Consider the following 12,722-nt stretch of genomic DNA (forward strand, 5'->3'; position numbering starts at 1 on the left):
CGTTATTGTCGTCGCCAGGTTGTTCCTTGCGGACCGTCTTCCAGAATAATGCCGGCTTCGGCCAGTTGCTGACGCAGTGCATCAGCCTGCGCAAAATTCTTCTCCTTGCGCGCCTGTAATCGCTGCTGGATCATGCGTTCAATTTCTTCTATGGAATGGTGGTCATTCTGTGGGTGTGCGGGATGTTGCAAATATTGCCTTGGTGATTGCTGTAACAGACCCAGTATTCCACCTAGAGCCTTGAGCAAACTGGCATAGTGTGAATTACCCGTCCGGTTTGCTTCGCTTGCCAGATCGAACAGCACCGCAACCGCCTCTGGTGTGTTGAAATCATCATTCATCGCCGCCATGAAACGCTGAGCGTAGCCATCATTTACCCAGTCAATCGTAGCAGTTGCTTCTTCAGCTGCCTGTGCCTGTGATGGCGCGTGATTCTTCAGCGCTGTGTAGAGACGTTCCAGTGCGTTTCTGGCATCGTTGAGGTGGGCATCAGAATAATTGAGCGGGCTGCGATAGTGTGCCCGCACAATGAAAAAACGAACTACCTCGGGCTGGTAGCGTGCCAGCACTTCCCGCACAGTGAAAAAATTACCCAGCGATTTGGACATTTTTTCATTGTCTACGCGCACAAATCCGTTGTGCATCCAGTAATTGACATGGGGGTGGCCGTGGACGCCTTCACTTTGCGCGATTTCGTTCTCGTGATGCGGGAATTGTAAATCCTGACCGCCCCCATGGATGTCAAACCGCTCACCCAGGTAGTGCCCGCTCATGGCGGAGCATTCAATATGCCAGCCCGGACGTCCCTTGCCCCACGGCGAATCCCAGCTGGGTTCATCGGGTTTGGCAGCTTTCCATAACACAAAATCCAAGGGATCCCGCTTGTTGGTATCGATCTCCACGCGCTCACCGGCACGCAAATCATCGAGTGATTTACCCGAGAGCTTGCCATAGCCGGGGAAACGGCGTACGTCGTAAAATACATCGCCGTTGTTTGCTACGTAGGCGAGCCCTTTGCTCAGTAATGATTCGATCATTGTGACCATACTCTCGATGCATTCAGTTGCGCGCGGCTCGAAAGAAGGACTGATGATGCCCAATGCCGCAGCGTCTTCTTCCATTGCTTGAATGTAGCGGGCAGTCAGTGCTCCAAACGGCTCATGGTTTTCCAGCGCGCGGCGAATAATCTTGTCGTCGATGTCAGTGATATTGCGGACATAAGTCACCTCGTAGTCAAGAGTCTGTAGCCAGCGTACTACGCTGTCAAATACGACCAATACACGAGCGTGTCCAAGATGGCAGTGATCATAAACAGTCATGCCACACACATACATTTTGACTTTCCCGGGTGTAAGAGGGATAAATTCGCGTCTGGAGCGGGTGAGCGTATCGTAAATTTTGAGCATCGGAGGCGTATGCAAGAGAGATAGTTGTGAGAAGTGCTTATTTTATTGATAAAATCAGGGACTTTTCTTTATAACCGTCCGCCCGGCAGAACCAGGGGCAAAACCGTGTGAGTATAGCATAATGATAATCTTCTCCTTTGAGCGGCATACTGCTCGTTCAATAAAAATAGTTACCTCCACTACGCTTTTCTTTACCTTATGCCTGACGATGTTGGCAACATCCGTTTTTGCAGCTAATCCTAAGGTTGAAATTAAAACCAATCTTGGCGCGATACAGATAGAGCTTTATGCCGATCAGGCGCCAAAGACTGTCAAGAATTTTCTGAACTATGTTAATGATGATTACTATACCGGCACGATTTTTCATCGGGTTATTGCCAAGTTCATGATTCAAGGGGGTGGATTCGATCAGAATTACGTACAGAAGCCTACCCGGCAGCCTGTCGAAAATGAAGCTGCCAACGGGCTTAAAAATACACTTGGTACGATTGCGATGGCGCGCACCAATGAACCACATTCTGCCTCGTCACAGTTTTTTATTAATGTCGCAAACAATAATTTTCTTGACTACACCGCTCCTACCATGCAGGGGTATGGTTACGCAGTCTTTGGTAAAGTTACAGCCGGCATGGATGTTGTTAATGCTATTGCCGGGACGCCAACCGGAGCAAATGGGCCTTTTAACAGAGATGTACCACAAAACATGATCGTTATTGAAAGTGTCAAATTGCTCCCGGCTTCTGCCAATTCCGAAAATCCGTAAACTCAGGACAAAATTAAAATGGTTAAAATACATACAAATTACGGCGCCATTACTTTGGAACTTGACAGCGATAAAACGCCTGTCACTGTCGAAAATTTCCTGCGTTATGTTGATAGCGGACATTACGACAACACTTTGTTTCATCGTGTTATCGATGGTTTTATGATTCAAGGTGGTGGTTATGCACCAGGAATGAAAGAAAAATCAACTTTGGCACCTATTCAGAATGAAGCTGCTTTGGGTTCTGGTAACGAGACCTATACAATTGCCATGGCTCGCACTTCCGATGTGCATTCTGCCACTGCACAGTTTTTCATTAACGTTGCCAATAACGGTTTTTTGAATCACACTGGCATGACGCCACAAGGTTTTGGTTACTGTGTATTTGGCCGGGTTGTGGAAGGCAAGGAAGTGGTGGATGCAATCAAGAAAGTGAAAACAGGTCGTTCTGCCGGACACCAGGATGTACCGCTGGAAGATGTCATCATTGAAAAAGCTGAGCGGGCTTGAGCTAAAATTCTGATAAATAATTTGTCTGGCACCAAAAATAATTTGGCCTGTGTTTTACAAATGGAAATTCAGTAGAAATGATGGAGATCAATAAAATTCTGGAAACAGCTCAAAATCGGGCGCAAGAGTTGGGTGTTTGCTACAGGGGAGCACTGTTGCCATCAGAGGCGCATAAGGTGCTGCAATCCATGCCGGAAGCCAGAGTTGTGGATGTGCGCTGTCGAGCTGAACTGGACTGGGTTGGGCGTATTCCCGGGGCAATTGAAGTCGAGTTGCTGACTTACCCGGGAATGCAGCCCAATCCTGATTTTCTGGAACAGCTTACTGGTCAGGTTGCAGATGATGCCATCCTGCTGTTCATCTGCCGCAGTGGTGGCCGGTCTGACCAGGCAGCAACCCTTCTGAGCCAGAATGGTTTTACGGAGTGTTATAACATTCTGGAAGGTTTTGAAGGCGATAAGGATGAAAGTGGTCACCGCGGGCGACAATCCGGCTGGAAAGCCGCTGGATTGCCGTGGATTCAGGGCTAAAGAGGGCTTTAATATTAACCTGCAGACCAGTTAATCAGGCCAAAATGGGCTGTAAGCAATACAATCAGGCCAAAACCAATGCGGTACCAGGCAAACAGGGTGAAATCATGATGGCTGACATAGCGTATAAACCCGCGTATCGCAATTAACGCGCTAATGAAAGCTGCGATTGATCCCACCACAAACATTCCCAGATCATCGCTATGTAAAAATTCCCGGTGTTTGTAGACATCATAGAAGGTGGCAGCAAACATGATTGGGATTGCCAGAAAGAAAGAAAATTCTGCAGCAGCTTTACGTGATAATCCGGACAATAATCCACCGATAATCGTTGCGCCGGAACGGGAGGTGCCAGGGATCAGTGCCAGACACTGTGCGCAGCCAATTTTCAGCGCATGCTTCCAGTTCATATCATCTACATTTTCAACCTCAATTCTGTGTTCCCGACGCTCGGCCCAGAGTATCAGCACGCCGCCAGTCACCAATGCAATAGCAACCGGCAGCGGGTGGAATAAGTAATACTTTATCGTTTTGATGAATAGCAAGCCCAGTATTGCGGCTGGCAAGAAAGCAACGCACAGATTCAGTACGAAACGATTTGCCCGTCGGGTGCCCCACCCCCTGGCCACATTTATTAGCCGTGCACGATATTCCCAACAAACGGAGAGAATCGCCCCCAGCTGTATTGCTACCGTAAAAACCTGAGCTTTATCGTCATTAAAATCCAGTAAATCGCCCGCCAGTATTAGGTGTCCGGTAGATGAGATTGGCAAAAACTCGGTCAGTCCTTCAACAATACCAAGCAGAAATGCTTTGATGAGAATCAGCCAGTCCATAGCGGCCTAATGTGAATTGTTTAAGCAAATGAAATCACCAGGAAAGATCATAGTTTTCTATAAATCTCACCGCCTTTTTCAATGAATTCATCCGCTTTTTTGGCCATGCCTTCCTGTAACGCCTCATTTTCAGAAATACCCTGTTGTGCAGCATAATCACGCACATCCTGGGTAATTTTCATTGAGCAGAAATTGGGCCCGCACATTGAGCAGAAGTGGGCAAGCTTGGCACCTTCCTGCGGCAGGGTTTCGTCATGAAATTGCCTGGCCTTATCTGGATCCAGGCTTAAATTGAATTGATCGTTCCAGCGGAACTCAAAACGCGCCTTGGACAGTGCATTGTCACGAATCTGTGCGCCTGGGTGTCCTTTAGCCAGATCAGCAGCATGTGCGGCGATTTTATAGGTAATGATCCCGTCCTTGACGTCATCCTTGTCCGGTAGACCAAGATGTTCTTTGGGCGTGACGTAGCACAGCATGGCAGTTCCATACCAGCCGATCATGGCTGCGCCGATTGCCGAGGTGATGTGATCATAACCAGGTGCGATATCGGTGGTGAGTGGCCCCAATGTATAGAAAGGTGCTTCATGACAATGTTCGAGTTGCAGATCCATGTTTTCCCGGATCAGGTGCATGGGCACATGCCCCGGTCCTTCAATCATGGTTTGTATATCGTGTTTCCACGCAATTTTTGTCAGTTCACCCAGCGTTTTTAATTCTGCGAATTGTGCCTCATCATTGGCATCATAAATTGAGCCAGGACGTAAGCCGTCTCCTAGGGAAAAGCTGACGTCATAGGCCTTCATGATTTCGCAGATATCTTCGAAATGTGTATACAGGAAACTTTCCTTGTGATGTGCCAGGCACCATTTGGCCATGATGGAACCGCCACGAGAGACGATACCGGTCATGCGTTTGGCTGTCATTGGAACGAAAGGCAAACGTACCCCGGCGTGAATGGTGAAGTAATCCACGCCTTGTTCTGCCTGTTCAATCAACGTATCGCGGAAAATTTCCCAGGTTAGTTCTTCGGCCTTGCCATCCACTTTTTCCAGTGCCTGATAAATTGGTACAGTACCAATTGGAACTGGACTGTTGCGAATAATCCATTCGCGTGTTTCGTGGATATTTTTTCCAGTGGAGAGATCCATGACCGTATCACCGCCCCAGCGAATCGCCCAGGTCATTTTTTCCACCTCGTCCTGAATGCTGGAACCCAGTGCGGAATTACCAATATTGGCATTGATTTTGACCAGAAAATTACGGCCGATAATCATGGGTTCTGCTTCCGGATGATTGATGTTGGCTGGAATAATGGCACGCCCGCGTGCTACTTCATCACGAACAAATTCTGGGGTGATCCATTCCTGAATCGCAGCACCAAAACTTTGTCCGGGGTGTTGTCGAGTTAGTAACTCGCTTTTCGCCAGATCGGTGACACGCTCTCTGCGCTGATTCTCCCGAATTGCGATGAATTCCATTTCCGGTGTAATAATGCCGCGCCTAGCGTAATGCATTTGAGTAACATTGCTGCCCCCTTTGGCGCGACGAACCGGGCGTGTGAGATTAAAACGCATTGCTGTCAAAGCGGGATCTTGCAACCGTTTTAAACTGTAACTTGAGGATAATCCCGAGAGAACTTCTGTATCTTCGCGCTCTTCAATCCATTTTTCACGCAAAGGGAGCAGACCGTGGCGGATATCTATATTGGTGTCAGGATCCGAGTAGGGGCCCGAAGTATCGTAGACGCAGATGGGCGGGTTTTTTTCGATTCCCTGGCTGGTGTTGGTATCAGACTGGCTGATTTCCCGCATCGGTACCCGGATATCTGCGCGGGAGCCTTGAATATAAATCTTGCGTGAATTGGGGAGAGATTGTATTGCAGCTGTATCTACCCGTGCATTGTCACTGGTGAATTTTTCCAGTCTGGAAACAGGTATTTTCATGCTATGCTCCTTAAGAAAGCCGCAAGGAGCAGGGAAATTACTCCCAGCTTCCCTCCGGCGGCGTTATCCGCATCAGGTATTAAGGGACTGTCTCACCGACATTCCAGTTTTCTGCGAATGCGGACCCCTAGCCAAAGCTGCCAAGCTAAAGTAAATATGGAATAATTGCAAGCCCGATTCTTTCGTTGATAACAGAATTAGATCTATGATGAACCTCGAACAAAGTCGTTTCAATATGGTGGAACAACAAGTCCGGACCTGGAATGTTCTGAATCAGGATATTCTTGACTTGTTATATCAGATAAAGCGTGAAGAATTTGTACCTGCAGCTTATCGTTTTATGGCATTCACGGATATGGAAATTCCGCTGGAGCATGATGCGGTAATGCTAACGCCCAAAATGGAGGCACGTATTCTGCAGGAATTGAACATCAATAAAACTGATAAGATCCTTGAGGTTGGTACCGGAACGGGGTATATGACTGCGCTGTTGGCTAAACTTGGTGCACATGTTTATAGTGTGGAAATCGTACCGGAACTGCATGCCATGGCGCGTATTAATCTGCAGGCACATGATATCACCAACATAACACTGGAGCAGGGTGATGCTGCACGCGGCTGGCCTGATCACGGTCCGTATGACGTAATTGTCCTGACAGCTTCCACACCAGTGCTGCCCGAGGCATTTCAGCAAAGTCTGGCACCGGGAGGCCGGTTGTTCGCCATAGTTGGTGAGGAGCCTGTTATGGAGGCAATGTTGATAACCTGTACCACACCAGGTAACTATAGTTCGACCCGCTTGTTTGAAACCTGTACTGCGCCATTCAGAAATGCATTGCAGCGCGAGCAATTTCATTTTTGAAGCCCTGTGTCCGCTAACCGCTTCATAAAAGCCAATGTACTGATAACTTCAGTGGCAATCATCAAACCACGAAAATACGAAGATAATGAAATCAGCCGGCTAATGATGAAAAGCTTACGAGGTTTAGCGTGTCTATTATGCTTGAGCATGTTTGTTTGTGTTCAGTTAGAAGCTGCCGATCTGATGCAGATTTACCGTGAAGCGCTGGAAGAGGATGCACAATACGGCGCGGCGCGCGCTGCCTATGTGGCTGCACAAGAACGGATGCCTCAGGGAAGGGCAGGGTTATTGCCCGATATTCGCCTGACTGGAGTTGGCCAAAATCAATATATTGAAACAAGTGGTTTGCCAAGCCGAGAGATCAAAAATCGGGGAATTACCGCGACTCTGACTCAACCGCTCATTCGTTTTGAGAATTTTATTATTTATCAGCAATCTAAAAATGAGGTGGCGCAGGCAGATGCGCAATTCGTTATCGCAGCGCAGGATTTGATCTTGCGGGTTGCACAAACCTATTTTGATATACTCAAGGCAAAAATTGACCTTGAGGTAGTCGAGTCGCAGAAAAAAGCGATTCATGAACAGCTAGAACAGGCTAGACGAAATTTTGAAGTTGGTGTTTCGACCATAGTCGATACACACGAAGCCGAAGCGCGTTACGATTTAACCTTGTCACAGGAAATCGCTGCCAGAAACAAACTGGAAATTAGTCAGCATGCATTAGAAGTTCTAATCAATCGACTCCCGAATGATCTGCAGGATGCAAGCCTGGACAAGATTATCGCCGATCCACTTTCTTTGCCTCACGATGGTATGGATGAGTGGGTCGGGCTAGCGGAAGAAAAGAATTTCCAGCTGAAAGTACAGCGTATTGCTTACGAGATTTCCGAGCAAGACATTGACCGTGCCAAAGCTGGTCACTATCCAACTCTTGATCTGGTTGCACAATATAGTGATCAGCATGGTGTCGGCGGTGCTTTCACCGGGCGAGGGCTGGATATCGTCAATAAATCTGTTGGATTACAATTGACGGTTCCTATTTTCCAGGGATTGTCAGTGCAATCTCGTGTTAGAGAAGCTTTAGCTAACCGGGACAAGGCTCGTAAAGATATGGAAAATGTGCAGCGCACGATCGCATTGCAGGTTCGCCAGAATTATCTCAATGTAACTAATGGTATTGCTCAGATCAAAGCGCTGAAGCAGGCATTAACATCCAGCCGCAGCCAGCTTGATTCAACCACGTTGGGTCAGGAGGTAGGTGTACGGATGGAAATAGATGTACTCAATGCGCAGCAGCAATATTTTTCGGCGCGCAGAGATCTTGCTCAGGCCTATTATGATTATCTGATGGCCCGGCTCCAGCTTAAAGCTGAAGTGGGTGATCTGGATGAAGATGATTTGCTGGAAATTAATGCATTACTTTGATTCTTCTTGTTTATTTTTAGTAAAAAAGCCGAAAAATTAGTGTAATCAAGGTAGTAGAAGAATTATTTTTCTGGATGTTCGCTTGGTCGTTTAGAGGATATTTTTGTGCGTTGTGGTTGCTGATGGCAAGCCATGCGGTAAGCGCGTAATGCTTTTTGTGCGTGGTTCAGAACGGTATCCTGTGGATAATTGATAATTTCGCGTGGCTCGACATCATCACTGATTCCGGCAGGAAAGCCGGATAGTAATTCCAGGCCATCATACATATGATCGATAGCGTAAATGTGGAACATACCTTTGGATACCGCATTAATTACACTATCATCCAGTATCAGGTGACGGCAATTGCGATCCGGGATCAGCACTCCTTGAGTACCATCAAGACCGGCAGTTTCACAAACCCTGAAAAATCCTTCTATTTTTTCATTAATGCCTCCTACCGGGAGCATTTCACCAAATTGATTGATCGCACCAGTGACTGCGATACCTTGTTTGAACGGTAATCCCGACAAGGCTGAAAGTAGTGCATACAATTCCGCGCATGAAGCAGAATCGCCTTCTACGCCATAGTATTCCTGTTCAAACACGATAGATGCATTGAGTGCGAGCGGTGCATTATGGTGAAACAAAGCGGATAGAAAATTTTGTAGGATGAATACGCCTTTATCGTGGATCGGCCCGGACATGCCGACTTCACGTTCAATATTGAGCAGACCGTCTTCTCCAGCCAAGGTGTGCGCAGTAATGCGTGTAGGAATACCGAAACTGTGATCACCCATCTCGATCAAGCTCAAACCATTGATCTGCCCGACTTTTTCACCATGTACGGTGATGACTATATCTCCGTCAGCAATAGCTTCTTGTGCACATTGGTCCGGGTAATTATGTCGCAGTGTCCGAGCCTGGCGGGCAGTTGTAACATCTCGCTCCTCAACAATAGTATTTCCGCGCGCTTTGCATTGCAGGGCGCTTTCCACAACCAGCATTTCTGTATAACTGAAGTTTGCACTTAATCGCTTCTGGTCTTCTGTGGTTCTGTGGCAGGTTTTTAGCACACAAGCAACCGCTCCGCGTGAAAAATGTGGCAGAGAGGATTGTTTACAGAGATGGGATATAAAAATAGACAGAGCCCGGTAGGCTTGTATACTGGCCAGGAATGAGACTGCAAAATCAACTTTTACCCGGAATCGCCGCGCTAGTTCGGGATTTTCTTCCTGAATTGTGTAATATTGCTCACGCGAGCCAATCAGGATGATTCTGACATCAATCTTGACAGATTCAGGTTCAATGGGTATGACCGGTGTTGCGGCATTAGCAGTCCAGGATTCTTCAATCTGCAATATGTGGTTACGCAGAAAGCGACAAATTTTTTCCCACAAGAAAGTATCAACCAGTAAATCATCCAAATGTAACATCAGGAAGCCACCATGCGCCTTCAACAAACTGCCTGCGCGGATACGCGTAAAATCTGTCACCAGCATACCTTCAATGGATTGGTACCCGATACTGCCAATCATCGATTTAAAAGATGGATTGTCATCGACCACAACCGGTGCGCTGATTGAATCTCGGTTGTCTACTACGATATTTACCCGGTAGCGCTCAAACAACTCCTTTAGATCTTCTGGGCTCTTTTCTTCATCTAAATCAGCTGGCTGGAATATATCCAGGTTTTCAAGAATATCGTGTTTGATCCCGTTCAAGTGGTGTTCAAGCCTGGCATAATCTTTAAAGGATCGGTCCAGTTCGCCCGGTACGGCATCCAATACCTGATTTAGCAGAGGTTCAATCCAATTCCGACATAATGTGGAGAGCTCCTTATCCCGGTTTTGGCCAAGCATACGAATTTTTTGGAGATAAGATGCAATTTCATGGCGTAGTGCTTGTTCGTCCTGATCGAGAGCAGCTCTCCGGTCTCTCGGTAGCGTCAAGATTTCTTCTTCGGTCAGTGGCTTTCCGGATTCATTTAAAAGCGTAAAAACCAGGCGTCCAGATTCACGCCGAATTGCAAATTTTAATGATTCTGCATATATATTGAGTTTTTCAAAATAATTGCTTTCTTCCAGCTTGAAGCGGTTTTCAATGTGCTCCGCTTCTGCCTTGAAATCATCTCTATTCAGCCGTTCCGGTATTTCCTGCAATAAATCGCTCATGGATTGTGCAAGTTGTTGCCGTAGCCAGCTACCTTTGCCTGCTGGTAAGCGTAATGTCAGAGGTCGTTCCGGCACATCAAAGTTGTAGACGTAGCACAAATCAGATGGTACAGGCTTCCCTGCTGCAACTTCTGTCATCGCCTGTCGCAGCAGGGAAGATCTGCCACTGCCCGTTTCGCCCAATACAAAAAGGTTGTAGTCCGGGTGTTCCATTTCGAGGCCAAAATAAGTTGCCCGCCTGGCACGTTCCTGACCAATCCAGTCAAGTGGTTGATCAATCAAAGTAGATGTATCTGAGAATTCCAGAGAACCGGGATCAATCGTTAAACTGAGCGCATACGGCTCTAATCTGGTTATTGGCATATGGGCTATTGTAGGACTAGGGGAATTTGAAGATTACCGGATATTCTCAGTATTGTTCGATACTGGAAGCTGGTAAGGATACGTGCTTCAGGCAGGGCGAATAGATAGTATTTTGAGATCCTGATTGGGCAGAGTACCTGGATACTAATCTTGTCCAAATGAGTTTGATTACTCGATCATCTGTTATCGCATGTGTTCTAAAGGTCATGGTGGAAAATCACTTGGCGATTGTTCATAAATCAAGTGGAATTAGGTGGTGATGCCAAGTTTTCGCAGGGTGATGGCAAGAGCATTTCCGGTATTGCACAAACAAGTATCAAAAATGATACAGGGGCGCTGAAAAAAATACTTTGTGACGGTGAATGATGACACTTCAGTTCTGGTTTTTGTCAGAAAATTAATAGCTGGATTACTGTTTTTGCTGTGGCACTAATTAGGGAAATAACAGAAAATGCGAGCAAAAATTTAGTTTTTCGCCGGAGCAGTAAATTTCTCCTGTTACAAAATGGAGAAATTTACTTTTTAGCAGCAGCTCTACCAGTCACCTATACAGCGGGATTATTTGCATAATATTGATGCGCAGCAGATGATGCTGCACCTTTATCGACTTTCGTGCCCAAATCGGCCAATACATGCTCTAATGCATCCAGGCAGAATATGACGTTTTCCAGTTTGCTTGAATTACCCATCAAGCCGATGCGCCAGATTTTTCCGGCAAAATCACCTAAACCAGCACCAATTTCTAGATTGTAATCAGCCAAGAGCCTGCGGCGTACTTCTTTTTCATCTACGCCCGTCGGGACATGCACAGAGTTCAACTGTGGCAGACGATATGCTTCATCCACGACATATCCGATACCCAGTGTTTTCAATCCAGCTTTTAATGCTTCGTGATTACGACGATGCCGGGTCCAGGAATGCTCAAGCCCTTCTTCATACAATATAATCAGTGATTCATGCAAGCCATATAGAGAATTGGTTGGTGCGGTGTGATGATAGGTGCGGGAAGATCCCCAGTAACCGAGTAACAAACTGATATCCATGAACCAGCTGTGTACTTTTTCAGTACGATTCCTGACCAGATCTACTACTCTTTCTGAAAAACTGACGGGAGACAATCCCGGTGGACAGGATAAACATTTCTGGCTGCCGGAATAAATGGCATCAATATCCCATCCATCCATATAAACAGGTGTCCCGCCTAATGACGTGACAGTGTCCATAATTGTTAGGCAATCGTACTTTCTTGCTATTTGGCCGATGGTCTTGGCATCCGACTGAACACCTGTAGAAGTTTCGGCATGTACAAACGCCACAATTTTAGCATCCGGATTCTTTTTCAGTATATCTTCCACTTTTTGAGGATCAACCGGATCGCCCCATTTATCCTCCACTACCAATGGAATTCCGCCACAGCGTTCGACATTCTCGATCATCCGTCCGCCAAAGACACCATTTCTGCAAACAACAACTTTGTCTCCAGGCACAATCATGTTAACAAAACACATTTCCATTCCGACCGAACCCGGTCCGGAAACTGGAAAAGTCAATAAATTGGTCGTTTGAAATACATATCGCAGCAAGCCTTTCAATTCTTCCATCATTTCGGTGAAAACCGGATCAAGGTGACCCAGTGTCGGGCGAGCCATAGCGGATAAAACACGCGCGTGTGTATCGGATGGTCCCGGACCAAGCAAGGTGCGCTGAGGCGGATAGAAAGTGGTTATTTTTTTTTCTGGGCGAAAGCTATCAATGGTCATCGATATTCCTAATATGAGTGAATGAAAATGTTGTTCTCTAGAATCCGGTTTCTATCAGTAACCAGAATCTTCAGGGAAATATCAAATAGCCTACTGGTGGAAACCGATAGGCTATTTACTTTGACTTCAGATTAAGTCAAATAGTACTTCCTTGGGATTCATCTTAAG

Annotated in this window: 10 protein-coding genes and 1 riboswitch; of the genes, 5 read left to right on the plus strand and 5 right to left on the minus strand. The window is 46.6% G+C overall.

Features of this window, described 5'->3' with window-relative positions:
- Positions 1-2: 2 nt before the first annotated feature.
- On the minus strand, positions 3-1,406 hold the full coding sequence (gene cysS / locus C8R14_RS00905) for a cysteine--tRNA ligase (protein ID WP_011633322.1): 1,404 nt from the start codon (positions 1,404-1,406) through the stop codon (positions 3-5).
- Positions 1,407-1,527: 121 nt separating this feature from the next.
- On the opposite strand from cysS, the gene C8R14_RS00910 reads away from it, so the two are divergent.
- The 3 genes from C8R14_RS00910 (at position 1,528) to C8R14_RS00920 (ending at position 3,209) form a co-directional block, all read left to right on the plus strand.
- Positions 1,528-2,169, plus strand: a complete 642-nt coding sequence (locus tag C8R14_RS00910; RefSeq protein ID WP_011633323.1) for a peptidylprolyl isomerase — start codon at positions 1,528-1,530, stop codon at positions 2,167-2,169.
- 18 nt (positions 2,170-2,187) lie between these two features.
- Positions 2,188-2,679, plus strand: a complete 492-nt coding sequence (locus C8R14_RS00915; protein WP_011633324.1) for a peptidylprolyl isomerase — start codon at positions 2,188-2,190, stop codon at positions 2,677-2,679.
- A gap of 77 nt (positions 2,680-2,756) precedes the next feature.
- Positions 2,757-3,209, plus strand: a complete 453-nt coding sequence (locus tag C8R14_RS00920; protein WP_011633325.1) for a rhodanese-like domain-containing protein — start codon at positions 2,757-2,759, stop codon at positions 3,207-3,209.
- Between the two features lie 14 nt (positions 3,210-3,223).
- On the opposite strand, the gene C8R14_RS00925 is transcribed toward C8R14_RS00920, so the two are convergent.
- Both C8R14_RS00925 and thiC read right to left on the minus strand, forming a co-directional pair.
- Positions 3,224-4,045, minus strand: coding sequence for an undecaprenyl-diphosphate phosphatase (locus C8R14_RS00925; protein ID WP_011633326.1), 822 nt, complete (start codon positions 4,043-4,045; stop codon positions 3,224-3,226).
- Between the two features lie 47 nt (positions 4,046-4,092).
- On the minus strand, positions 4,093-5,991 hold the full coding sequence (thiC, locus tag C8R14_RS00930) for a phosphomethylpyrimidine synthase ThiC (RefSeq protein ID WP_011633327.1): 1,899 nt from the start codon (positions 5,989-5,991) through the stop codon (positions 4,093-4,095).
- Between the two features lie 32 nt (positions 5,992-6,023).
- Positions 6,024-6,130, minus strand: a riboswitch (TPP riboswitch).
- Between the two features lie 66 nt (positions 6,131-6,196).
- On the opposite strand from thiC, the gene C8R14_RS00935 reads away from it, so the two are divergent.
- Both C8R14_RS00935 and C8R14_RS00940 read left to right on the plus strand, forming a co-directional pair.
- The gene (locus C8R14_RS00935; RefSeq protein WP_011633328.1) at positions 6,197-6,853 is read left to right on the plus strand and encodes a protein-L-isoaspartate O-methyltransferase family protein; all 657 of its coding nucleotides are present in this window, start codon (positions 6,197-6,199) and stop codon (positions 6,851-6,853) included.
- A gap of 102 nt (positions 6,854-6,955) precedes the next feature.
- On the plus strand, positions 6,956-8,278 hold the full coding sequence (locus C8R14_RS00940; protein WP_011633329.1) for a TolC family outer membrane protein: 1,323 nt from the start codon (positions 6,956-6,958) through the stop codon (positions 8,276-8,278).
- A 62-nt stretch (positions 8,279-8,340) separates the two neighbouring features.
- Here the strand turns inward: C8R14_RS00940 and C8R14_RS00945 are convergent, their stop codons facing one another.
- Together C8R14_RS00945 and C8R14_RS00950 are read right to left on the minus strand one after the other, a co-directional pair.
- A complete protein-coding gene (locus C8R14_RS00945) occupies positions 8,341-10,794 on the minus strand; it encodes a Lon protease family protein (protein ID WP_011633330.1) in 2,454 nt (817 codons plus the stop codon).
- Positions 10,795-11,339: 545 nt separating this feature from the next.
- Positions 11,340-12,554, minus strand: a complete 1,215-nt coding sequence (locus tag C8R14_RS00950; protein ID WP_011633331.1) for a pyridoxal-phosphate-dependent aminotransferase family protein — start codon at positions 12,552-12,554, stop codon at positions 11,340-11,342.
- Positions 12,555-12,722 lie beyond the last annotated feature (168 nt).

The organism is Nitrosomonas eutropha (assembly GCF_003201195.1).
Lineage (GTDB): Bacteria > Pseudomonadota > Gammaproteobacteria > Burkholderiales > Nitrosomonadaceae > Nitrosomonas > Nitrosomonas eutropha.

Bases quoted from the DNA above. Each gene is read 5' to 3' on its own strand.
- C8R14_RS00915 (WP_011633324.1), top strand. From the start codon at position 2,188: ATGGTTAAAATACATACAAATTACGGCGCCATTACTTTGGAACTTGAC.
- cysS (WP_011633322.1), bottom strand. From the start codon at position 1,406: ATGCTCAAAATTTACGATACGCTCACCCGCTCCAGACGCGAATTTATC.
- C8R14_RS00945 (WP_011633330.1), bottom strand. From the start codon at position 10,794: ATGCCAATAACCAGATTAGAGCCGTATGCGCTCAGTTTAACGATTGAT.
- C8R14_RS00910 (WP_011633323.1), top strand. From the start codon at position 1,528: ATGATAATCTTCTCCTTTGAGCGGCATACTGCTCGTTCAATAAAAATA.
- thiC (WP_011633327.1), bottom strand. From the start codon at position 5,991: ATGAAAATACCTGTTTCCAGACTGGAAAAATTCACCAGTGACAATGCA.
- C8R14_RS00940 (WP_011633329.1), top strand. From the start codon at position 6,956: ATGATGAAAAGCTTACGAGGTTTAGCGTGTCTATTATGCTTGAGCATG.
- C8R14_RS00920 (WP_011633325.1), top strand. From the start codon at position 2,757: ATGATGGAGATCAATAAAATTCTGGAAACAGCTCAAAATCGGGCGCAA.
- C8R14_RS00925 (WP_011633326.1), bottom strand. From the start codon at position 4,045: ATGGACTGGCTGATTCTCATCAAAGCATTTCTGCTTGGTATTGTTGAA.
- C8R14_RS00935 (WP_011633328.1), top strand. From the start codon at position 6,197: ATGATGAACCTCGAACAAAGTCGTTTCAATATGGTGGAACAACAAGTC.
- C8R14_RS00950 (WP_011633331.1), bottom strand. From the start codon at position 12,554: ATGACCATTGATAGCTTTCGCCCAGAAAAAAAAATAACCACTTTCTAT.